Source organism: Pseudonocardia endophytica, from assembly GCF_004339565.1.
Classification (GTDB): domain Bacteria; phylum Actinomycetota; class Actinomycetes; order Mycobacteriales; family Pseudonocardiaceae; genus Pseudonocardia; species Pseudonocardia endophytica.
The window spans coordinates 970,146-990,957 of sequence record NZ_SMFZ01000002.1 but is presented as its reverse complement, the minus strand read 5'-3'; the positions used below and the strand labels follow the sequence as shown (position 1 = coordinate 990,957).

General features: G+C 72.4%; 24 protein-coding genes. 9 read left to right on the top strand and 15 right to left on the bottom strand.

The window, feature by feature from the left end:
* Nucleotides 1-37: 37 nt before the first annotated feature.
* The 4 genes from EV378_RS23535 to EV378_RS23520 form a co-directional block, all read right to left on the bottom strand.
* The gene (locus EV378_RS23535; protein ID WP_132429619.1) at nt 38-1,204 is read right to left on the bottom strand and encodes a glycosyltransferase family 87 protein; all 1,167 of its coding nucleotides are present in this window, start codon (nt 1,202-1,204) and stop codon (nt 38-40) included.
* A gap of 89 nt (nt 1,205-1,293) precedes the next feature.
* Nucleotides 1,294-2,286, bottom strand: coding sequence for a tetratricopeptide repeat protein (locus EV378_RS23530; protein WP_243653733.1), 993 nt, complete (start codon nt 2,284-2,286; stop codon nt 1,294-1,296).
* 49 nt (nt 2,287-2,335) lie between these two features.
* Nucleotides 2,336-3,070 carry an alpha/beta fold hydrolase gene (locus EV378_RS23525; RefSeq protein ID WP_132429618.1) on the bottom strand — a complete coding sequence of 245 codons (735 nt, stop codon included), beginning with the start codon at nt 3,068-3,070 and terminating at the stop codon, nt 2,336-2,338.
* Nucleotides 3,067-3,384: a thiamine-binding protein gene (locus EV378_RS23520; protein ID WP_132429617.1), complete on the bottom strand. Its 318-nt coding sequence runs from the start codon at nt 3,382-3,384 to the stop codon at nt 3,067-3,069. The genes EV378_RS23525 and EV378_RS23520 overlap by 4 nt, the downstream gene beginning before the upstream one ends.
* A gap of 64 nt (nt 3,385-3,448) precedes the next feature.
* Between EV378_RS23520 and EV378_RS23515 the strand changes: the two genes are divergently transcribed.
* Nucleotides 3,449-3,952 (top strand): MarR family winged helix-turn-helix transcriptional regulator, encoded by a 504-nt coding sequence (locus tag EV378_RS23515; protein ID WP_132429616.1) that lies wholly within the window; start codon nt 3,449-3,451, stop codon nt 3,950-3,952.
* 62 nt (nt 3,953-4,014) lie between these two features.
* On the opposite strand, the gene meaB is transcribed toward EV378_RS23515, so the two are convergent.
* Together meaB and EV378_RS23505 are read right to left on the bottom strand one after the other, a co-directional pair.
* A complete protein-coding gene (meaB, locus tag EV378_RS23510) occupies nt 4,015-4,959 on the bottom strand; it encodes a methylmalonyl Co-A mutase-associated GTPase MeaB (protein WP_132429615.1) in 945 nt (314 codons plus the stop codon).
* Nucleotides 4,960-4,975: 16 nt separating this feature from the next.
* A complete protein-coding gene (locus EV378_RS23505; protein WP_132429614.1) occupies nt 4,976-6,163 on the bottom strand; it encodes an acetyl-CoA C-acetyltransferase in 1,188 nt (395 codons plus the stop codon).
* Between the two features lie 152 nt (nt 6,164-6,315).
* Between EV378_RS23505 and mce the strand changes: the two genes are divergently transcribed.
* From mce to EV378_RS23490, 3 genes are all read left to right on the top strand, one after another.
* On the top strand, nt 6,316-6,774 hold the full coding sequence (gene mce / locus EV378_RS23500; RefSeq protein ID WP_132429613.1) for a methylmalonyl-CoA epimerase: 459 nt from the start codon (nt 6,316-6,318) through the stop codon (nt 6,772-6,774).
* Nucleotides 6,775-6,946: 172 nt separating this feature from the next.
* Nucleotides 6,947-8,278, top strand: a complete 1,332-nt coding sequence (gene ccrA, locus EV378_RS23495; protein ID WP_132429612.1) for a crotonyl-CoA carboxylase/reductase — start codon at nt 6,947-6,949, stop codon at nt 8,276-8,278.
* Nucleotides 8,279-8,418: 140 nt separating this feature from the next.
* Nucleotides 8,419-9,618, top strand: a complete 1,200-nt coding sequence (locus tag EV378_RS23490) for a coiled-coil domain-containing protein (RefSeq protein WP_132429611.1) — start codon at nt 8,419-8,421, stop codon at nt 9,616-9,618.
* Between the two features lie 4 nt (nt 9,619-9,622).
* On the opposite strand, the gene EV378_RS23485 is transcribed toward EV378_RS23490, so the two are convergent.
* The 3 genes from EV378_RS23485 to EV378_RS23475 form a co-directional block, all read right to left on the bottom strand.
* Nucleotides 9,623-9,931 (bottom strand): hypothetical protein, encoded by a 309-nt coding sequence (locus tag EV378_RS23485; protein ID WP_481404379.1) that lies wholly within the window; start codon nt 9,929-9,931, stop codon nt 9,623-9,625.
* 11 nt (nt 9,932-9,942) lie between these two features.
* Nucleotides 9,943-11,727: a 3-hydroxyacyl-CoA dehydrogenase family protein gene (locus tag EV378_RS23480; RefSeq protein ID WP_132429610.1), complete on the bottom strand. Its 1,785-nt coding sequence runs from the start codon at nt 11,725-11,727 to the stop codon at nt 9,943-9,945.
* A 103-nt stretch (nt 11,728-11,830) separates the two neighbouring features.
* Nucleotides 11,831-13,351 carry an aldehyde dehydrogenase family protein gene (locus tag EV378_RS23475; RefSeq protein WP_132429609.1) on the bottom strand — a complete coding sequence of 507 codons (1,521 nt, stop codon included), beginning with the start codon at nt 13,349-13,351 and terminating at the stop codon, nt 11,831-11,833.
* A 147-nt stretch (nt 13,352-13,498) separates the two neighbouring features.
* Here EV378_RS23475 and EV378_RS35485 point away from each other — a divergent pair, with 147 nt between their 5' ends.
* Complete coding sequence (locus EV378_RS35485) at nt 13,499-13,675, top strand: hypothetical protein (protein ID WP_165922442.1); 177 nt, start codon at nt 13,499-13,501, stop codon at nt 13,673-13,675.
* 114 nt (nt 13,676-13,789) lie between these two features.
* Nucleotides 13,790-14,167: a hypothetical protein gene (locus EV378_RS23470; RefSeq protein ID WP_132429608.1), complete on the top strand. Its 378-nt coding sequence runs from the start codon at nt 13,790-13,792 to the stop codon at nt 14,165-14,167.
* A gap of 34 nt (nt 14,168-14,201) precedes the next feature.
* On the opposite strand, the gene EV378_RS23465 is transcribed toward EV378_RS23470, so the two are convergent.
* Together EV378_RS23465 and EV378_RS23460 are read right to left on the bottom strand one after the other, a co-directional pair.
* A complete protein-coding gene (locus EV378_RS23465) occupies nt 14,202-14,465 on the bottom strand; it encodes a hypothetical protein (RefSeq protein WP_132429607.1) in 264 nt (87 codons plus the stop codon).
* 169 nt (nt 14,466-14,634) lie between these two features.
* A complete protein-coding gene (locus EV378_RS23460; protein WP_132429606.1) occupies nt 14,635-14,958 on the bottom strand; it encodes a hypothetical protein in 324 nt (107 codons plus the stop codon).
* A 155-nt stretch (nt 14,959-15,113) separates the two neighbouring features.
* Here EV378_RS23460 and EV378_RS23455 point away from each other — a divergent pair, with 155 nt between their 5' ends.
* Together EV378_RS23455 and EV378_RS23450 are read left to right on the top strand one after the other, a co-directional pair.
* On the top strand, nt 15,114-15,995 hold the full coding sequence (locus tag EV378_RS23455; protein ID WP_132429605.1) for a helix-turn-helix domain-containing protein: 882 nt from the start codon (nt 15,114-15,116) through the stop codon (nt 15,993-15,995).
* Nucleotides 15,996-16,053: 58 nt separating this feature from the next.
* Complete coding sequence (locus EV378_RS23450; protein WP_165922441.1) at nt 16,054-16,299, top strand: DUF397 domain-containing protein; 246 nt, start codon at nt 16,054-16,056, stop codon at nt 16,297-16,299.
* A 56-nt stretch (nt 16,300-16,355) separates the two neighbouring features.
* On the opposite strand, the gene nucS is transcribed toward EV378_RS23450, so the two are convergent.
* Nucleotides 16,356-17,015 carry an endonuclease NucS gene (nucS, locus tag EV378_RS23445; protein WP_132429604.1) on the bottom strand — a complete coding sequence of 220 codons (660 nt, stop codon included), beginning with the start codon at nt 17,013-17,015 and terminating at the stop codon, nt 16,356-16,358.
* 335 nt (nt 17,016-17,350) lie between these two features.
* A complete protein-coding gene (locus tag EV378_RS23440; protein ID WP_132429603.1) occupies nt 17,351-18,589 on the bottom strand; it encodes a helix-turn-helix transcriptional regulator in 1,239 nt (412 codons plus the stop codon).
* Between the two features lie 42 nt (nt 18,590-18,631).
* Between EV378_RS23440 and EV378_RS23435 the strand changes: the two genes are divergently transcribed.
* Complete coding sequence (locus EV378_RS23435; RefSeq protein WP_424511251.1) at nt 18,632-19,195, top strand: NUDIX domain-containing protein; 564 nt, start codon at nt 18,632-18,634, stop codon at nt 19,193-19,195.
* Here the strand turns inward: EV378_RS23435 and EV378_RS23430 are convergent.
* Both EV378_RS23430 and EV378_RS23425 read right to left on the bottom strand, forming a co-directional pair.
* A complete protein-coding gene (locus EV378_RS23430; protein WP_132429601.1) occupies nt 19,149-19,859 on the bottom strand; it encodes an HAD-IA family hydrolase in 711 nt (236 codons plus the stop codon). The two genes, EV378_RS23435 and EV378_RS23430, sit on opposite strands and share 47 nt — an antisense overlap.
* Nucleotides 19,856-20,797, bottom strand: coding sequence for a phosphoribulokinase (locus EV378_RS23425; RefSeq protein ID WP_132429600.1), 942 nt, complete (start codon nt 20,795-20,797; stop codon nt 19,856-19,858). Before EV378_RS23425 ends, EV378_RS23430 begins: the two co-directional genes overlap by 4 nt.
* Nucleotides 20,798-20,812 lie beyond the last annotated feature (15 nt).

Below are 20,812 nucleotides of genomic sequence, written 5' to 3'. Positions count from 1 at the left end.
TCGCACGCCGACGTGTCGGTGCGGGAGTGTGCGCGAGTCAGCCCGGTGGTCGCGGCACGACTTCCGCAGAGCGGAAGGAATCGGACAACGCCGTGGTGACCGGCACCGACGGTCCGACGGCCGGGCGCAGCAGCGTCAGCCAGGTGACCGCCAGGATCGCCGAGTAGAGCGCCAGCGCGACCGCGGACACCGGGTTCCCGGCCGGCCAGAGGTCGGCGTAGGACACCGGGACGGTTGCCAGCGCGAACAGCGCCGCGACGACGGCGCGCCGGGCGTCCCCCTGCCGTCCGGACGCGACCACGAGCAGCAGGCCCGGCCAGAGCAGGATCAGGTAGTTGTGCCAGCTGATCGGCGCGGCCAGCAGCCCGGCAGCCAGCACCGCCCACGGCGCCGTCCCGGCCGGGTCGGTGCCGTGCGCCGCGTCCGGGCCGTAGCGCAGGGTGCGCGACCGGAACCACCACAGCGTGCCGACCACGATCAGGCCGCCGACCACGGTCCCGACGACCGACGGCAGTCCCCAGCGGATCGCGAGACCGGGCAGTGACGCGTTGTCCGGGATCGTCGCGACCGGTTCGGCGAGGACCATCCGCAGCCAGTGCCACCCGGACGACGGCCCGGCGGCGAGGAGCCCCACGAGCGTCGCGGCCGCCGCGGCGAGCAGGCCGGCCCGGAACTCCGGCCAGCGCCGCTGCACCGCCGGGAGCAGCAACAACGGCGCCAGCGACGGCTTCACCGCGACAGTCACGCCGTACAGCACCGCGGCGAGCAACGGGTGCCCGCGACGCTCGGCCAGCCACCCCGCGGTGACGCCGAGCAGCAGCAGACCGTAGATCTGGCCGAGCAGGATCGTCCCGTGCAGCGGCGACGACGCCAGCAGCGCCAGCAGCGCGAGGCCGCCCCACCACCGCCCGATGCCGAGCTCGCGCGTCGTGGCCAGCACGCAGCCGACCGCGATCAGGACCGTGATCCCGACCAGGATCCGGTACCCGACGACCGGGTCCAGCAGCCCCAGCGGCGCGAACATCGCGGCCAGCACCGGCGGGTTCAGGTTGTGCAGGACGGCGCCCGCGTCGTAGATGTCACCGCCGTGCAGCAACGCCACGGCCGACGCGCGGAACGTCTCGAAGTCGACGTGCATCCGCGGCATGTCGGTCGACGGCACCAGCAGCAGCAACGGCGTGTTGCCGACGGCCAGCAGCGCCACGGCCAGCCCGACGGCCGCCGCCGCGACCAGGCGCGCGACGACGCCGAGCGCCCTCGTCCGGTGGGCCGCCCGGTCGTCACGGGGAATGGTCAGAACAGTGCGCGGGCCAGCGCCCGGCGGGCGGTGGTGACCCGCGGGTCGTCCGCCGGGAACAGCTCGAACAGCCCGACGAGGTGCTCGCGGGCGCGGTCCCGGTCGTCGCCCCCGGTCCGTCCGACGGTCGCGACCAGGCGCCCGAACGCGTCCTCGACGCGGTCCGCCGCCATCTCCGCGTCCGCGGCGGCGATCTGGAGGTCGACGTCGTCGGGTGCGGCGTCCGCACGCTCGATCGCGGTCGGGTCGGCCTGCTCGGCGCGGGCCAGGAACCGGACCTGCGCGATCGCGGCGGTCGCCTGTTCGTTGGCCGGCTCGCTGTCCAGGATGGCCTGGTAGGCGGCCTCGGCCGCGACGTAGTCCCCCGCCTCGAGCGCGTCCTCGGCCGCGGTGAAGCGCGGGTCCTCCGGCTCCTCCTCGGGCTCGCCGTCGCCGTCGCCGCCCGCGGCGGCTCGCTTCTCGCCCTCCGCGATCGCGGGCATCCGGTCGCGCAGGGCGTCCAGCAGGGACTTCACCCACTGTGCGGCCTGGGCGTCCGGCATCGCACCGTTCACCGCGTCCACCGGCTGCCCACCGGCCACGATCACGATCATCGGGACCTGCTGGACGCCGAACGCCTGCGCGATGCGCGGGGCCTGGTCGATGTCGACGCGCGCCAGCACCCAGGCACCGCCGCCGTTCGTCGCGAGACGCTCGAGCTCCGAGGAGACCTGCTCCTCGCGCGGGTAGCGGCTCGCCCACAGCTCGATGACGACCGGGACCTGGACCGAGCGTTCGACGACGTCCTGGAAGTTCGCCTCGGACGCCTCGACCACGTACTGGCTCGCGCCGGCACCGCCGCCACCACCACCGGCGCCACCGCCGGGTTGCTGCGGACGGTTCGCGGCCTCAGAACGGGCCTTCAGTGCGGAGAGGTCGACCGCGCCGGCCATGGCCGAGGACGCCGCCGCCCGCTGGGCAGCCGCCTGACGAGGATCTGGACGTGACACGACAGACATCCTGGCACGGTCGCTCCGCACGCGCGGAACGCCCCGTCGATCACGCGTCCGGGTGGGCGACGCCCTCCAGTACGTCGCCGAGCTCGGCGGTCCGGGTGAGCATCGGGAAGTGCCCGCCCGGCAGGTCGACGACGTCCGCGCGGACGTCCGCCAGCGCCCGCCGGAACGCGTCCGGGTCGGCGACGCGGTCCTGCGCGCAGACCACCCCGACCGTGCGGGCGGCCGGCCAGGCCTGCAGGGGCGTGACCTCCTTCCCGATCGTCCACGCCTGCGGGCGCAGCCCCGCGGCGGCCGCCTCGACGACCGCGTCCGACGACTCGTCGGCCACCCCGCGGTAGAGGCCGTCGGCGATCGCGTCGGCCGGCCAGTACGTGGTCCCGTCCTCGCCGCGGCGCACGCCACGGTCGTAGCCCTCGACCATCACACCCGGCTCGTCGCGCAGCCGCCCGATGAACGACGTCCCCGGCACCGGCGTCATGGCCGCGAGCAGCACCATCGCGGTGACCCGCCCGGGCCCGAGCCGCTCGGCCGCGACCGGCACGGTCAGGCCACCCAGCGAGTGCCCGACGAGCACCACCGGCTCCCGGCCGGGACCGAGCGCGGCCAGCACCGTGTCCGCGTAGTCCTGCGCGCCGTGACCGGACGTGTCCGACGGCATGTCGGGCGCCTCCACCCGGAACCCGCGGCGGACCAGGTCGGCGACCAGCGGCGCCCAGCACGATCCGCGGTGCCACGCACCGTGTACCAGCACGAACCGCGTCGGAGCGTCGCTCATCGCGTCTCCGGCGCGTTGCGGAGCGCCTGCTCGACCCGCTCGACCTTCGACGTCAGCTGGCCGGTGTACCCGGGGCGGATGTCCGCCTTCAGCACCAGGCTCACCCGCGGCGCGACGGCCTGCACCACCTCGACGGCGCGTTTGACCACCGCCATCCCCTCGTCCCAGGTCTCGGACTCGATCGTGGTGAACATCGAGGTCGTCTCGTTGGGCAGTCCGGACTCGCGGACCACCCGGACCGCCTCGGCGACCGCGGCGCTGACGCCGTCGGCGGAGTCGCCGCCGGACGGGGCGATGCTGAACGCGAAGAGCATGCGCCCACCCTGCCACCCACTGCCGGCGGCCCGGGAGACGTCGTCGCTGCTAGCGTCCCGGATCATGGCGAACAGGGGGTCGCTGCCGTTCGACCCGATCCATCGCGCGGCACAGCTGTGGGACGAGCGGATCGGGCCGTCCGGGAGCATGGCCGCCGTCACCAGCGTGATGCGGGTGCAGCAGATCCTGCTCTCCGCCGTCGACGCCGCGCTCCGTCCGCACGGCCTGACGTTCGCCCGCTACGAGGCGATGGTGCTGCTGCGGTTCGCCAGCCGGGGCAGCCTGCCGATGCGGGTGATGGGCGAGCGGTTGCAGCTGCACCCGACGAGCGTCACGAACATCGTCGACCGCCTCCAGCACGACCGGCTCGTCCGCCGGGTGCCGCACCCGACGGACCGGCGCGCGACGCTCGTCGAACTGACCGACGACGGCCGCACGCGTCTCGACGAGGCGACCGAGTCCGTGACGGCGATCGACTTCGGTCTGTCCGGCCTGTCCACCGAGCAGCGCGACCAGCTGTTCGCGCTGCTGACCGACGTCCGCAGGGCCGCCGGCGACTTCGACTGAGCGGGCCCGCCGCCGCCGGCACCTCGGGTGGGTGCAGCGTCGGGGTGGTGGGACGGCGCGCCTCAGGCGCGGGACAGCAGCTCGTCGGCGGCCGCGTAGGGGTCGATCTCGCCGGCGAGCACGCGGTCGGCCAGCCCGTCGAGCGCGTCGCCGCCGCGCAGGCCCTCCATCCGGGTGCGCACCTGGTCCAGTCCGATGGCCTCGATCTCGCTGCGGGCACGCAGCCGCCGGCGCCGGGCCAGAGCACCGGTGCGTTCGCTCCACGCGAAGTGCTCGGCGACGGCGTCGGCGACCCCGTCCAGCCCCTCGGCCCTGGCCGCGACGGTGCGCAGGACGGGCGGGGACCACTCGTCGCTGCCGTCGCGGAGCGTCAGCATGTTCTTCAGCTCGCGCACGGTCTGGCGGGCGCCGTCCCGGTCGGCCTTGTTCACGACGAACACGTCGCCGATCTCGAGGATCCCGGCCTTGGCGGCCTGCACGCCGTCGCCCATCCCGGGTGCCAGCAGCACGACGGCCGTGTCGGCCAGTCCGACGACGTCCACCTCGGACTGTCCGACACCGACGGTCTCGACCAGCACGACGTCGCAGCCCGCCGCGTCGAGCACGCGCAGGGCCTGCGGCGTCGCCCAGGCCAGGCCACCCAGATGCCCCCGGGTGGCCATCGAGCGGATGAACACGCCGTCGTCGGTGGCGTGGTCACCCATCCGCACCCGGTCGCCGAGCAGCGCGCCGCCGCTGAACGGCGACGACGGGTCGACGGCCAGCACCCCGACCCGCTTGCCACGCGCACGCAGCTCGCTGACCAGCACCGACGTCGTCGTGGACTTGCCGACGCCGGGTGATCCGGTCAGCCCGACGATCTGGGCGTGCCCGGTGTGCGGGGCGAGAGCGGCGGTGACCTCGCGCAACTGCGGGCTGGCGTTCTCCACCAGCGAGATCAGGCGCGCGACGGCCCGGTGCTCGCCGTCGCGTGCCCGCGCGACCAGCTCGCCGGGATCTGCTGCCACCGCCGCTCCCCCGCCGTCAGGACTTCGGGACGCGCACGATCAGGGCGTCGCCCTGGCCGCCACCGCCGCACAGCGCGGCCGCACCGACGCCACCGCCCTGCGCCCTGAGGCGGAGCGCCAGGTGCAGCGCGATCCGGGCGCCGGACATGCCGATCGGGTGGCCGAGCGCGATCGCGCCGCCGTCGACGTTGACCTTGTCCTCGGAGATGCCGAGCTTGCGGGTGGACACGACACCGACGGCGGCGAACGCCTCGTTGATCTCGACGAGGTCGAGGTCGTCGACGGAGATGCCCTCCTTCTCGCAGGCCTTGAGGATCGCGTTGGCCGGCTGCTCCTGCAGGCTCGCGTCCGGGCCGGCGACGACGCCGTGCGCGCCGATCTCGGCGATCCAGCTCAGGCCCAGCTCCTCGGCCTTGGCCTTGCTCATCACCACGACCGCGGCGGCGCCGTCGGAGATCTGCGAGGCGGAGCCCGCGGTGATCGTGCCGTCCGAGGAGAACGCCGGCTTCAGCTTGCCCAGGCCCTCGGCCGTGGTGTCGCCGCGGACGCCCTCGTCGGTGGCGAACGAGATCGGGTCGCCCTTGCGCTGGGGGATCTCGACCGGGGTGATCTCCTCGTCGAAGATCCCGTTCTCGGCGGCCTTCGCGGCGAGCTGGTGGCTGCGGGCGGAGAACTCGTCCTGGTCCTGGCGCGTGATGTCGTACTTCGCGTTGTGCTTCTCGGTGGACGCGCCCATCGCGACCTGGTCGAACGCGCAGAACAGGCCGTCGTACTGCATGTGGTCGACGAGCGTGGTGTCGCCGAACTTGATGCCCTCGCGGGACTTGCCGAGCATGTGCGGGGCCTGGGTCATCGACTCCTGGCCGCCCGCCACGACGATGTCGAACTCACCGGCGCGGATCAGCTGGTCGGCCAGCGCGATCGCGTCGATGCCGGACAGGCAGACCTTGTTGATCGTCAGCGCCGGCACGTCCATCGGGATCCCGCCCGCGACGGCGGCCTGACGGGCCGGGATCTGACCTGCGCCGGCCGTCAGGACCTGGCCCATGATCGTGTACTGGACCTGGTCGCCGGAGACGCCGGCGCGCTCCAGCGCGGCCTTGATGGCGACCCCGCCCAGCTGGGCTCCGGAGAAGCCCTTCAGTGAGCCGAGCAGACGGCCCATCGGGGTACGGGCCCCGGCGACGATCACGGTTCCGGACACGGCGGCCTCCAGCGGCGTCGATGGTGCGTGTGATTGACGAACACCGTAACCGGCACCCGGGTGTCGCAGCCTCCCCCGACGTAGGGGGTGAGCAGTGGCACAGAGCTTCCGGACGGGCCTACCGGCGGGTAGGCACGCTACCGTCTCCGGCCATGGCACCCACCGATGACGCACTCCAGGGGCTGGTCGTGGCCGTGGACCACGTCGGGATCGCGGTCCCCGACCTGGACGAGGCGATCCGCTGGTACGCCGACACGCTCGGCCTGGTCTCCACGCACGAGGAGACGAACACCGAGCAGGGCGTGCGCGAGGCGATGCTGGCCGCACCCGGCGACCGGAGCGGCGCGGCGATGGTCCAGTTGCTCGCGCCACTGAACGAGCAGTCCACGATCGCCAAGTTCATCGACCGCAACGGCCCGGGCCTGCAGCAGGTGGCCTACCGGGTCACCGACGTCGCCGCCGCCGGCGACGCCCTGCGCGCCAAGGGCGTCCGCATGCTCTACGACGAGCCGAAGCGCGGCACGTCCGACTCCCGGGTGAACTTCGTGCACCCGAAGGACGCCGGGGGCGTGCTGGTCGAGCTGGTGGAACCAGCCGCTCTCCAGCACTGATCGAGGCCGCACCTATACAGCTGGTCAGGCGCCCGCTCCAGTGGCCTGCGTCACGTCGGCGGGCGTACGGGGTAGACGACCGGCCAGAGCGGTTACCATACTGCGCGGTAACTTGTGGTATATCAAGCAGTCCGCCGACCGACCGCCCGCAACGACGCCATGGAGGCCAGCCGTGCAGGAGATCCGCGACGCCATCCTGACCGAGAACTTCGACGCCGTCGGCAAGCTGGACGTGCCCGAGCACTACAACGGGGTCACCGTCCGCGCCGAGGACGCCGAGATGTTCGAGGGCCTGGACACGCGGGACAAGGACCCGCGCAAGAGCCTGCGGGTCGAGGAGGTCGCCACCCCCGAGCTCGGGCCGGGCGAGGCGATCGTGGCGGTGATGGCCAGCGCCATCAACTACAACACCGTCTGGACCTCGATCTTCGAGCCGGTGTCCACGTTCGCGTTCCTGCGCCGCTACGGCAAGCTCTCCCCGCTGGCCAAGCGACACGACCTGCCCTACCACGTGGTCGGCTCGGACCTGGCGGGCGTGGTCGTGCGCACCGGACCGGGCGTGAACTCGTGGAAGCCCGGCGACCGCGTCGTCGCGCACTGCCTGTCCGTCGAGCTGGAGAGCCCGGACGGGCACGCGGACACGATGATGGACCCGGAGCAGCGCATCTGGGGCTTCGAGACGAACTTCGGCGGCCTGGCCGAGCTGGCGCTGGTGAAGTCGAACCAGCTGATGCCGAAGCCGGAGCACCTGAGCTGGGAGGAGGCGGCCAGCCCCGGGCTGGTCAACTCGACCGCCTACCGTCAGCTGGTCAGCAAGAACGGCGCCGACATGAAGCAGGGCGACACCGTCCTGATCTGGGGCGCCTCCGGTGGCCTCGGCTCCTACGCCACCCAGTTCGCGCTCAACGGCGGTGCGACGCCGGTCTGCGTCGTCTCCTCGCCGGAGAAGGCGAAGATCTGCCACGACATGGGCGCCGAGCTGGTCATCGACCGCAACGCGGAGGGCTACAAGTTCTGGTCCGACCCGTCGACCCAGGACCCCAGGGAGTGGAAGCGCTTCGGCGCCAAGATCCGTGAGCTGACCGGCGGCGACGACCCGGACATCGTGTTCGAGCACCCGGGCCGCGAGACGTTCGGCGCGAGCGTCTACGTGACGCGCAAGGGCGGCCAGATCGTCACCTGCGCCTCGACGTCGGGCTACATGCACGAGTACGACAACCGCTACCTGTGGATGAACCTGAAGCGGATCGTCGGCTCGCACTTCGCCAACTACCGCGAGGCGTGGGAGGCCAACCGCCTGATCGCCAAGGGCATGGTCCACCCGACGCTGTCCCGGGTGTACCCGCTGTCCGAGACCGGCCAGGCGGCGAACGACGTGCACCAGAACCTGCACCAGGGCAAGGTCGGCGTGCTCGCGCTGGCCCCCGAGGAGGGTCTGGGTGTCACCAACCCGGAGATGCGCGAGCGGCACCTCGCCGAGATCAACCGCTTCCGTGGGGTCTGATCACGGCTGATCAGCACGTTCCGCACGCGACGGCCCGCCGGAGATCATCCGGACGGGCCGTTCGCGCCATCACGGTGCGGAACGCCACCCTCTCGCCGTGTACACACCGCGATCGCGGGTCACGGCGGTACGGTGGGCCCATGGTCGGCGACCCCAACGCTCAGGTGCCCCGGACCGGCTTCGACGTGGCCCGGCGCGGCTACGACCAGACCCAGGTGGACGCCCACCTGCGGCGGCTCGACGCCGAGGTCCGGATGCTCGTCGCGGACCGGGACGCGGCCGTCGCCCAGAACGCGCGGCTCGGCCACGAGCTCGACGAGGCCCGTTCCCGCACCGAGGCGATGCAGCAGCAGGTGAACCGCCTCGCCGGGCCGCCGCAGAGCGTCCAGGGGATGAGCGAGCGCCTGCGGTCGATGCTGCGGCTGGCCGAGGACGAGGTCGCCGAGATGCACCGCCGCGCGGACGCCGAGATCGGCGAGCAGCGCCGGGCCGCCGAGGAGCACGCCCAGCAGATCGTCGGGGACGCGCGGATCGAGGTCCAGCGCCTGGAGCAGACCGCCGAGACGCAACGCGCGGAGCTGGCCGAACGCAAGGCCGTTGCGGAGCGGGAGATCCACGATCTGCAGGACCGGACCGCACGCGAGCTCGCCGCGGACCGGCACCGCACCGAGCAGGAGCTGACCGAGCAGCGCAGGGCGACCGAGGAGGAGCTCGCCGACCAGCGCGGACGGGTCGAGCGCGAGCTGTCCGAGGCGCAGGAGACGTCCCGCCGGGAGATCACCGAGGCGGCAACGGCGGCCGAGCGGGAGCGCGCCCGTCTGCAGTCCGAGTCGGACGCACGGCGGACACGGGTCGAGCGGGACTTCGCGGTCGCGATGGATCAGCGGCGCCAGGAGGCCCTCAGCGCGCTCGTGGCCGAGCGGGCCGCGCTCGTCGACGAGATCGCCGCCCGGCGTCGGGAGTCCGAGCAGGAGGCCGAGCGCATCCGTTCGGAGGCGTCCGCCGCCGCCCGCACGACGATCGAGGACGCCGAGCAGGGGGCCGTCGAGATCACCGCGGACGCCTACCGCGAGCTCGAGCGCCTGAACGGGCTGCGCGGCCAGGTCTCCGAGCAGCTGCGCCGGGCGCGGGCGACGATCGACAGCGAGCTGGAGGCCGTCAACGCGGATCCGGAGGGCGTACCCGCACCGGTCTCCGCGGAGGAGGAGGACGACGCAACGGCCGAGGGCGCCGTTCCGGAGCAGGACTCCGGTGAGCCCGACGGCACGCCGTCGCCCACCCCGCGGCCGCAGGCCGGCTGGAAGGGCCAGTCCCGCTCGCGACGGACCGCGCGCGTCTAGGGCCTTACCAGCGTCCTCCCGGGCGCCGGCGGGACCGGGCGTTCCAGCACGACAGGTGCCAGTGTCTGCGGTCCTCGACGCTCCCGGTCTCGTCGGCCGGCCACGTCACGACGTGCCCGACGCCCGCCGGGATCCGTTGCTGGCACCCAGGACAGCGGTAGTCCTTCACCGACGCGTTGCCGGGCACGTGCCGCACGTTCCACTCGCCGTCGCGGGCGGACTCGTGACGGTTGAGCATGCCCGCGCCGAGCGCAGGCGGCACGGGACGGCCCCGCCCACGCTGTGCGGGGCGGGGCCTGCGGGAACGTCCCATGTGCTGTAGGGCTACCGGGAGGTGTAGTCCCGGAACCCGTGCCCGGTCTTGCGGCCGAGGCGCCCGGCCGTGACCAGGTGCTCGAGCAGCGGGGCCGGGGCGAAGCCGGGCTGGCGGAACTCGCCGTGCAGCGAGCGCTCGATGGCCAGCGACACGTCCAGGCCGACGACGTCGAGCAGCTCGAACGGGCCCATCGGCAGAGCACAGCCGGTCTTCATCGCCGAGTCGATGTCGTCGGCCGTGGCGTAGTGCGCCTCCAGCATCTTCACGGCGTCGTTCAGGTACGGGAACAGCAGCGCGTTGACGATGAACCCGGCGCGGTCGCCGCAGCTCACCGGCACCTTCTTGAGCTTATGGCAGACCTGCAGGATGGTCGCCGCGACGTCGCGCGACGTCCCGATCGTGGACACGACCTCGACCAGCTTCATGGCCGGTGCCGGGTTGAAGAAGTGCATGCCGATCACGTCGCCGGGACGCTGCGTGGCCGCCGCGCACTCCACGACCGGCAGCGACGACGTCGTCGTGGCCAGGATGGCGCCCGGCTTGCAGATGTCGTCGAGCGCGCCGAACATCGCGCGCTTCACGTCGAGCTCCTCCGCGACGGCCTCGACGACGAGGTCGACGTCCGCGAAGTCCTCCAGCGCCGTCGTGCCGGAGACACGGGCCAGGATCGCGTCCCGGTCGGACTCCTCGAGGCGCCCGCGGGCGACCGACTTGTCCAGCGACTTGCGGATCGCGCCGATCGCGCCCTCGACCTTGGAGTCGCTGCGGCCGCGCACGACGACGTCGTACCCGGCCTTCGCGAACACCTCGACGATGCCGCAGGCCATCGTGCCGGTGCCGACGACGCCGACCCGGCTCACGTCGCGCAGCGTGACGTCGTCGGGCACCGACGACGCCGGGGTCTCGCCGTCGGCGACGACGGTCGAGCTGTGCGGCGCCTCGTAGGTGTAGAAGCCGCGACCGGACTTCCGGCCGAGCAGCCCCGCGGTGATCATCTGCTTGAACACCGGGTTCGGCGCGTGCAGCAGGTTGCGCGACTCGCCGTACATCGTCTCGAGGATCTCGTAGGCGGTGTCCAGGCCGATCAGGTCGAGCAGCGCGAGCGGGCCCATCGGGTAGCCGCAGCCGTAGCGCATGCCGGCGTCGATGTCCTCGCGCGTCGCGTAGCGCTCGGCGTACATCTTCGCGGCGTGGTTCAGGTAGCCGAACAGCAGCGCGTTGGCGATGAACCCGGCGCGGTCGCCGATCACGACCGGGACCTTGCCCAGCGAGTCCGCGAAGCGCTGCACGTCCTCGATCACGTCCGGCTCGGTGACGACCGTGCGGACGACCTCGACCAGCTTCTGCACCGGAGCGGGGTTGAAGAAGTGCATCCCGACGACCTTGCCGGGGCGCTTCGTGCGCACGGCCAGCTCGGTCACCGACAGCGACGAGGTGTTCGAGCAGAGGATCGTGTCCTCGCCGACGATGCCGTCCACCTCGGCGAACACCGTCGCCTTGGCCTCCAGGCTCTCCGGGATCGCCTCGACGACGAGCGCGGCGTCCGCCAGCGCGGAGAGCGACGTCGAGATCGTGATGCGTCCGAGCAGCTCGTCGGCCTGCTCCTGGGTCATCTTTCCGCGGCTGACCGCGCGGCCGGTGGACGCCTCCAGGTGCGAACGGCCGCGCTGCCCGGCCTCCTCGTCGACCTCGACGGCGACGACCTGCAGGCCTCCGCGGGCGAACACCTCGACGATTCCCGCGCCCATCGTGCCGAGGCCGACCACACCGACGGTCCGGAACTCGCGTGCCACGCTGTGACCTCCATTGGTTGCTGCAAGGGTTCCGCGCGATCCTGCCATCGACCGTGGGCCGACGGGTGCTCGTGCGACCTGCGCCACCCGACCTACGGACGGGTCAGCGTCCGTGACGGGCCTTCACCAGTCCGATCAGCGTGGACATGCCGCGGGCCGTCCGCTTGAAGCTCGTGACCGCGATCGGCAGTGCGAACCGCTGGCGCGCGACGGCCTGGGGGCGGGTGAACTCGCGCAGCCCGTCCTCGCCGTGGATCCGCCCGAACCCGGACTCGCCCACGCCGCCGAACGGCAGCGACGGGATGCCGGCGAACGAGATCACCCCGTTCACCGACACCATGCCGCAGCGCAGGCGGGCCGCGATGTCGTCGCCCCGCTTCTCGGAGAACACGGTCGCGCCCAGGCCGTAGCCGGTCGCGTTGGCGCGGCGCACGGCCTCGTCGACGTCCGGGACCCGGTTCACGACGAGCAGCGGTCCGAACGTCTCCTCTGTCACCGCAGAGGACTCCTCCGGCACGTCGGCGATCACGACGGGCGCGACGGAGCGCTCGCCGACCGAGTCCGCGCCCCCGACGACCGCGCGCCCGCCCCGTTCCAGCGCGTCGGTCACGTGCCTGCGGACGATCTCCAGCTGCGCGGGCATGGTCATCGGCCCGAAATCGCCGTCCGGACCGTCGGTAGCGGTGACCCGCAGGCTCCTGGCCTTGGCGGTCACCGCGGCGAGGAACCGGTCGGCGACCGACTCGACGGCGTACACCCGCTCGACACCGACGCAGGTCTGGCCCGCGTTCGACATCCCGCCCCACACGGCGGCGTCCGCCGCGGCCTCGACGTCGGCGTCCGCCGCGACGATCAGCGGGTCCTTGCCGCCGCACTCGATGAGGACGGGCACGAGGTTCTCCGACGCCGTCGCCATCACGCGCCGCCCGGTCGCCGACGACCCGGTGAACGCGATCTTCCCGACGCCCGGGGCACGGCAGAGCTCCGCGCCGGTCTCGCCCTTGCCTGTGACCACCGTGAACACCGGGTGCTGCGCGGCGTCCGGAACGGCTTCGGCGAACGTCCGGGCCAGCGCGTGCCCGACGCCGGGCGTGAGCTCGCTGGGCTTGAACACGACGGCGTTGCCCGCCGCCAGCGCGTAGGCGATCGAGCCCATCGGCGTGAACACCGGGTAGTTCCACGGCCCGATCACGCCGATCACGCCGAACGGGCGGTACGCGAGCGACGCGGCCTGGTTGGCCATCAGCAGCCCTGGCGAGACGGAACGCTTCTTGAGCACCTTCTCCGCGTTCGCCGACGCCCAGTCCAGGTGGTCGATCGCGAGCACGAGCTCCAAGCGGGCATCGTCGAACGGCTTGCCGGTCTCCTCGCGCACGGTGCGGGCGAGGCCGTCGATCTGCGCGACGAGCGTCCTGCGCCAGTTCGCCAGCCGCTTGCGGCGTCCGGCGAAGCCGAGGCCTTCCCACCAGGTGGCGGCCTCTGCGGCCGCGTCCACCGCGGCGCGGACGTGCGCGCGGTCGTGGATCGGGTACCGCCCGACCTCCGCGCCGGTGCGCGGGTCGAGGGAGGCGAACGAGTCCGCGTCGTCCGACGGCCGTGTCGTGGTGTCTGCGCTGGCGCTCACGCGGTCAGCCTAGGCCGTTCGTGGCCGTCCGGCGGGGCCGATCGAGGCCCGCGCGGGCCTCGTCACCGAAGTCTCTTGCGGGCCGGACGGGTCCGTGTATTCTCTGTAATACAAACTGTATACAGGTAGACGAGGAGGTCGGACGTGATGACCATCGGAATCGCCATCGGCGGGCTCGGGATCCTGGCGGCCCTCGGAGCACTCATCGGACGCGCCCTCGACCGGCGCGCCCAGGAGGACGCGTGGCGGCGGATCGCCGCCGCCCGCCGCGCCAACGCGGAGCGCGCGCGACTGCTCGACGAGCTGGAGGGAACCACCGGCTAGCCCGCACGACCACCGCCTCACAGCGTCTGTCCGGACATCCGCCGGGCAGACTTTTGCGTTTTCGGGGCCCATACTGGGGTGTCCAGCGCCGACAACTGAAGGGCCCCCGTCCGCATGCCTCGAGACGGCTCCGGCGAACTCCGCCGGGTCGCCGACGCCCTGTTCCGGGCGCTCGACGAGCTCGGACCGGCCGGCCCGCCGGAGTCTCTCGACCTCAGCAGTTGCGACGCGCTGACCCCGGACACCGACGGCCTCCATCTGACGCTGCAGGGAAAGCTCTGCGCTCAGCGCCTCTACACGATGGGGAGCAGGCACGACGACTACGACCAGGACTCCGTGATCGTCCTGGTCTCCACACTGGACATGGTGGTGCGCGCCATCACCCGGAGACAGCGCTCCGACTCCGACGAGCTCCGGCGCCTGGGCGACGCGTGGCTCCACCTGCAGGGGCTCGCGATGGAGCTGGACCGCATCTACACGACAGGCGAGTGAGACCGCCCGCGCGCCGCTCGGTCACGCGCCTCGCTCAGTCGCGCGCGGACGCCGCGATGCGCCGCGCCGTCTCCTCGAACGCCCGGCGCTGCTCCTCGCCCATCCGCTCGTTGCGCTCGTGCAGCTCCTGCACGATCTTCTCGCCCCCGTGCTCGGCGACGATGCGCGACGCCGTGCCGACGACGACGGTGCGCAGGAACGTGGACACGGACTGGTCCATGTACGCCGCCACCATCTCGACGAGCTGACGGTCCTCGGGAGTCAGCCGGAAGCAGACCGGGGACGTGTCCTTGGGCATGCGTCCAACCTCTTCCTTCACGTCGCTCACCGTGCGCCGCGGGCGGCACCACGACGGGCGACGCGGTGTCCCACTGAGACGGCCGCCCTGCGGGCCGCCTAGTCTGTAAACAGAATACGCGTCTATCAACGCTTGGCAAGGCCGAAACGCCGACCGGGCCGGGACCCCGTCAGGACGGCTGCGGCTCCGGGAACGGGTCGGTGCGGTCCACCATGGCGTGGAACGCGAGCCGCTCGCGGGCCTCCAGGACCTCGGTCGTGCGTAGCGGCTGCCGGACCCCGCGGTTGGCCGAGTCCAGCATCATCAGCCGCAGCCGGGCCATCTGGTACTCGCGCAGATCCTCGGCGTCGGCCACGCCGGCCGTCCAGCGGCCCATCAGGCGGTCGCGCTCGCGGCGGAGCGGACGCATGTCGGCCAGCACGCCGACCACCGCCTCGATCGCCGAAACGAGACCCACCGCCCCGCCGTGCATCGTCCTGACGTCCCGGTCCATGCGCCCTCCCAGGAACTGCAGCGACACCCCGGCCCCCTCGGTGCCCGATCGGCCACCGCCCGGCTAGTGTCTCCGCAAGCATCGTAACGCACGTTCCACGATGTACCTGAAGATCTTTTTTGTTGCATCAGCGATTGTGACCGTGGAGCGCCAACGTGCCGTCCCGCAGTTCGGGCTCGACCGTGGTCCGACGACGACTCGGGCACGCGCTCCGGAACCTGCGCGAGGACGCGAACATCCGCATCGAGGCGGCGGCCCGAGAGCTGGAATGTTCGACGGCAAAGATCTCCCGCCTGGAGAACGGGCTGGGCCCCGCGAAGAAGCTGGAGGTCCGAGCACTCCTGGACCTCTACGGCGTGACGAATGCTCGTCGCCGCAAGGAGTTCGACACGTGGGCGGACGGCACGAAAGCCGCCGGGTGGTGGGAATCCGACGCCGACGTCGTCGAAGACGATGTGGCCAGGATGATGGCCGTCGAAACGGAGTCGACACTCGTCCGGATCTACTGCACACCGGTACTGCCGGCCCTGTTGCAGAATTCAGCATACAACCTCGCGCATGTACGCGACCTCTACCCCGATCATTCCGATGACGAGATCCGACGCTTCGCAGAACTTCGACAGGTCCGGCAACGAGAGCTGCTCGACGCCGACAGCCCGCTCCGCCTCGTCACCGTCATCGACGAGGCAGCGGTACGCCGACAGGTCGGGTCCCCACAGATCCACAGAGACGAGATGCAGTGGCTCGCCGATCTGCTCGACGAGCTCGCTGCCGCCGGCCGAGACGACGTGGACGTCCGCGTACTGCCCTTCACCGCCGGAACCCCGGACTGGGCGATGAGCGCGTTCACGCTGTTCACACCACGCGAGCCCGATCTTGACCCGACGGTCGCCTACGTCGAGGATGCTGCAGGCACGTTCTGGTACGAGTCCCCCGACGACATTCGCCAGCTGTCCGATATGTTCAGCCGCCTGCGCGGTCGTTGCCTTGACCCGGATCAGAGCAGAGCACTGCTCCGATCAGCCGTCACCCCGTAGGACGACGGTCGTTGCAGTTGGAAGGTGATCCGCCCGACCGGAAGGCAACGACCAGCCCATGTCCGCCGCTCCCCTCGACGACGGCGCCATGCCGGCCGTCCACTTCCGTCGATCCTCGTTCTGCGCAGCGGGTAGCTGTGTCGAGGTCGCCGCGCTTCCCGGCGACGAGATCGCCCTGCGCGACTCCAAGGACGACAACTCCCCCCTACTCCGATTCACACCGGAGGAATGGGACGCCTTCGTTGCGGGTGTTCTCGACGGACAGTTCTCGCGGGATGCGTTGAGAACCCACTCCGAGGCCTGACGTTCGCGTAGGCGATCGACCGCCCGGAAAGGCTCCCCGGAATTCAGGGTGATCGGTCAGAACAGGCGGAGGTCGTCGCTGGTCATGCCACGCAGGGCGTCGTAGTCGACGACGGCGCAGCGGATGCCGCGATCCACGGCCAGCGTCCGGGCCTGTGGCTTGATCTGCTGCGCCGCGAAGACGCCGGCCACCGGCGCGAGCAGCGGGTCGCGGTTCATGAGCTCCAGGTACCGCGTGAGCTGCTCGACGCCGTCGATCTCGCCCCGGCGCTTCACCTCGATCGCGACGTGGGCTCCGTCGGCGTCGCGACAGAGCAGGTCGACCGGGCCGATCGCCGTCATGTACTCGCGGCGCACCAGCGTGTAGCCCTCGCCGAGCGTGTCCGGGTGCGCGGCCAGCAGCTCCTGCAGATGCGCCTCGACGCCGTCCTTGACCAGGCCGGGGTCGACGCCGAGGTCGTGCGACGAGTCGTGCAGCACCTCGTCGATGGTGATCACCAACGACTCGTCGGCCTTGTTCTTGACCGTCCACACACCGGCGTCCTCGGTGAGCCAGCACGGCGGCGTCATCCAGTTCAGCGGTTTGTAGGCCCGGTCGTCGGCGTGGATGCTCACCGACCCGTCCGCCTTGACCAGCAACAACCGCGGAGCCATCGGGAGATGGGCGGTCAGGCGACCGACGTAGTCCACCTGGCACCGCGCGATGACGAGACGCACCCGGACGAGGGTAGGCCCGCCGCTCGTCACCGCGGACCGCACCCCGCTACTCGCTGCTTCGCCAGCGTGATCGGCGCATCAGGAGGATGCCGGCCGCTGGTGGCCGGATTCCTCCGCTCGAGCCGATCACGTATAGCCCGGGCTGCACGGCCGACCCCACGGCGACGCCTGTAGTCGACCACCCGGCACCCGGGGCCGCCGTGATCGCCAGTCGGGTGCGGATCGAAGCCACTGACGGCCGCCATCCGCGCCGAATCGCCGATCAAGGGTGACGGCGGGGCGGATACGGCAACGACGGACGGGTTGCCGGCCCGACGAACGTCGGCCCGGCCGGCTCACGGCCCGTTCAGCTCGGCCGTGCGGCGGGCCAGGTCGGCGAGGGCGGAGCGCACCGACGACGGTTCGAGCACCTCCACCTCTGGGCCCAGGCCGAGAAGCTGGCCGGCGATCACCCGCTCGCCCTCGTGCTGCAGCGTCACCGGGGTCCAGCCGTCCTGGTCGGCGACGTCGGCCGCGGCGATCGCGCGGTGCGCCGCCTCGGTGTCGGTCACCGTCGGCAGCATGCGCAGACCGCGCGGGGACAGGCGCAGGCGTGCCGTCGCGCGGAGCAGCGAGCTCTCGAAGCGCCGGGCCGATGCCGCCCAGTGCGCGGCGAGGTCGAAGCCGTCGGGCCGGGTGAACGTCGCGCCGGTCGGGGCTGCGGACGTCACGCGGTCCAGCCGGTAGGTCCGGATCGCGGTCGGCGTGGCGGCGAGATCGGAGTTCGTTTCCGCGGGCGACGCGGACCGCACCGGCGGCACGGGCCGCACGGGCCGCACGGGCCGCACGGGCGACGCGGGCGACGCGGGCCGCACCGACGGCACTGGCGACGCGGGCGGCACCCCCTCGGCCGACACACCACCGGCCGCGGGCTCGGCCGACGGCCCACCGGGGGATGCCGTATCCGGGCCGGCCTCGGGCCCGGTCACGGGCTCGGTCCCGGACCCGTCGTCGGGCTCCACGACGGCGGCGACGAGGTACCAGACCCCCGCCTTCACGACGAGCCCCAGTGGCTCGAGCGTGCGCTCCACCGTCTCGGCGCGGTCGCCGAAGCCGCGCCGGTAGCGCACGGTGAGAACCGCCTGGGCCCACACCGCCTCGGCGACCGTCCCGAGCGACGTGACCGAGCGCGGCGTGTGGAACCACCCCGGTGCGTCGACGTACACGCGCTCCGCCACGAGTGCCGCCTGCGCACGCATGCCCTCCGGCATCGTCGCGAGCAGCTTCGCCTGCGCACCGGCGAGTGCCGCACTCATCCCCAGGTCGGACAGCACCTGTGGAGCGGCGACACCGAGCAGGGCCGCGGCCTCGGGCGCGGTCAGACCGTCGAGGCGGGTCCGCCAGCCGTCGACGAGCCGGATCCCGCCGGACGGGCCCGGCTCCGTCCAGAGTGGCACGCCCGCGTCGGTGAGCGCCGCGACGTCGCGGTAGATCGTCCGCTCGGACACCTCCAGCTCGGCAGCGAGCTCGGCCGCCGTCGCCGCGCGCCGTCGTTGGAGAACGAACAGCAGGGTGACCAGACGGGACGCGCGCACCCGGCGATCGTCCTCCCGTCCGCCACCGGCATCGTGGCCGGTGTGGAGACGCTCAACAGCAGGCAGGTCTACGCGAACGCGTGGATCTCGGTGCGCGAGGACGCCGTCCGCCGTCCGGACGGCAGCGAGGGCATCTACGCCGTGATCGACCGCCCGACGGTGGCGATCGTCGTCCCGCGGGCCGACGACGGCTCGTTGCACCTGGTCGAGCAGTTCCGGTATCCGCTCGGTGCCCGGCGCTGGGAGTTCCCGATGGGCACCGCGCCGGACCGGGCGGAGCAGGACCCGGCGGAGCTGGCCGTCCGCGAGCTGGCCGAGGAGACCGGGCTGACCGCCGGGAGGATGGAGCACCTCGGCACGATCGACGTCGCGGCCGGCATGTCCAGCCAGCGCGGGCACGTCTACCTGGCCACCGACCTCACCGAGGGCACGCCGCACCGCGAGCACACCGAGCAGGACATGCGGACCAGCTGGTTCACCGCCGACGAGTTCGAGGCGATGGTCCGCGACGGCGGCCTACCGGACGCTCAGAGCCTCGCGGCCTTCGCGCTGTTGCAGCTCAGCCGCGGACCGGGCAGAGCAGGGACCCCAGGCACGCCGCGGTGAGCGGTGACGGGCGGTCGAACGACTCCCGGACCATCGCCGCGCCGGTCAGATCGTGGTCGCGGGTGTAGTCGTTCGTCACGACCAGGGTCGCCAGCCCGGCCCCGCGGGCGGCCCTCAGCCCGGGCCCGGAGTCCTCGACGGCGACCGCCATGCACGGCGGGAGCCCCAGGCGTCGGAGAGCGAGCTTGTAGGCCTGTGGGTCCGGCTTGAGGCGGTCGACGTCGTCGCCGTACACGGCCGTGCCGATCGGCTCCGGGCCGAGCAGGTTGCGGATCAGCGGCTCGGCCCACTCCCGGCGCCCGGTCGTCGCGACCGCGATCGTGACCCCGCGGGACCGCAGGTCCTCGACGAGCGCGGCGACCCCTGGCCGCGGCGGCAGCGTGCCGGACCGCGCGTGCGCCGCGAACAGACGCGTCTTCGTCGCGTGCACCCGCGCGGCGACGTCGTCGGCCTCCTCGCCGGCGACGCCGCGGCGGCGCAGGTCGGCCGCGATCCGCTGGCGCCCACCGGTGATCGTCAGCAGCCGGCCGTAGTAGTCCTCGTCCCAGTGCAGGTCCACGCCGTGCTCGGCGAACGCGCGGTTGAACGCGACGCGGTGCCCGTCGCGCTCGGTGTCGGCCAGCGTCCCGTCCACATCGAACACGACGGCTGATGGCGCGTTCACCGGTCCACTCCGATCAGGTGGTAGAGCAGCAGCAGCTGGGCGATCGTCAGCGGTTCGGAGCGCCGGTCACCGATGCGCCCCAGGCACTCCGGGGTGTCGCGGTCCGGCTCGCCGAGCGCGGTCCAGATCGCCTTCTCGACGGCGACGCTCTCCTCCCGCGGCGCGTAGCCGTGCACGTGCAGCGACTCCACCGGGCGCCCGTCCGCGTCGCGCTCCAGCGTGAGGTGCATCGCGCGGGACAGCCCCGGCTGCAGCACGCCCGACAGGTCGGGATGCGCGATCGTCGGGCGCAGGCTGACGGTCGCGGACAGCGGTGTGTCGGCCGGGTCGTCGCGGCTCTCGATCGGCGCGAACCGCACGACGACGTCCGCGTGCGCCCGCTGCGGGCGGATGTACGCCTCCGACTCCGGCTCCCGGCGCTCCAGCTCGGCCAGCACCTGGTCCTCGGAGTACCCGCGCGCACCGGTGTCCCGCGCGACCTTCCATCCGCGCCGGATCTCCTCCGGCGGGTCGAGGTAGACGGTCACGTCGAAGCACGCCCTGGACAGCTTCGTGTGCAGCGGCAGCAGGCCTTCGACGATCACCACCTGGGCCGGTTCGACGAGCTCCGGGCGGGTCAGCTCGCCCGTCGAGTGGTCGTAGACCGGTTTGAGGATCGGCGCGCCGGTGGCCAGCAGCTGGAGGTGCTGCTCCATGATCTCGACGTGGTTGCAGTCCGGATGCAGCGCCGTGAACGGCAGCCCGCGGCGCTCGGAGCGGTCGTAGCGGTGGTAGTCGTCGGCGCACAGCGACACGCACCGCCCGGGGCCGAGCGCATCCACCAACCCGCGGGTGAGCGTCGTCTTGCCGGCCGCGCTGTCGCCCGCGATGGCCAGCATGATCGGGCGGTTGGCGTCCGTGCGTCCGGCACGACGCATGCGCAGTGTCTTGTCGGGCACCGGAGGCTCCTCTCG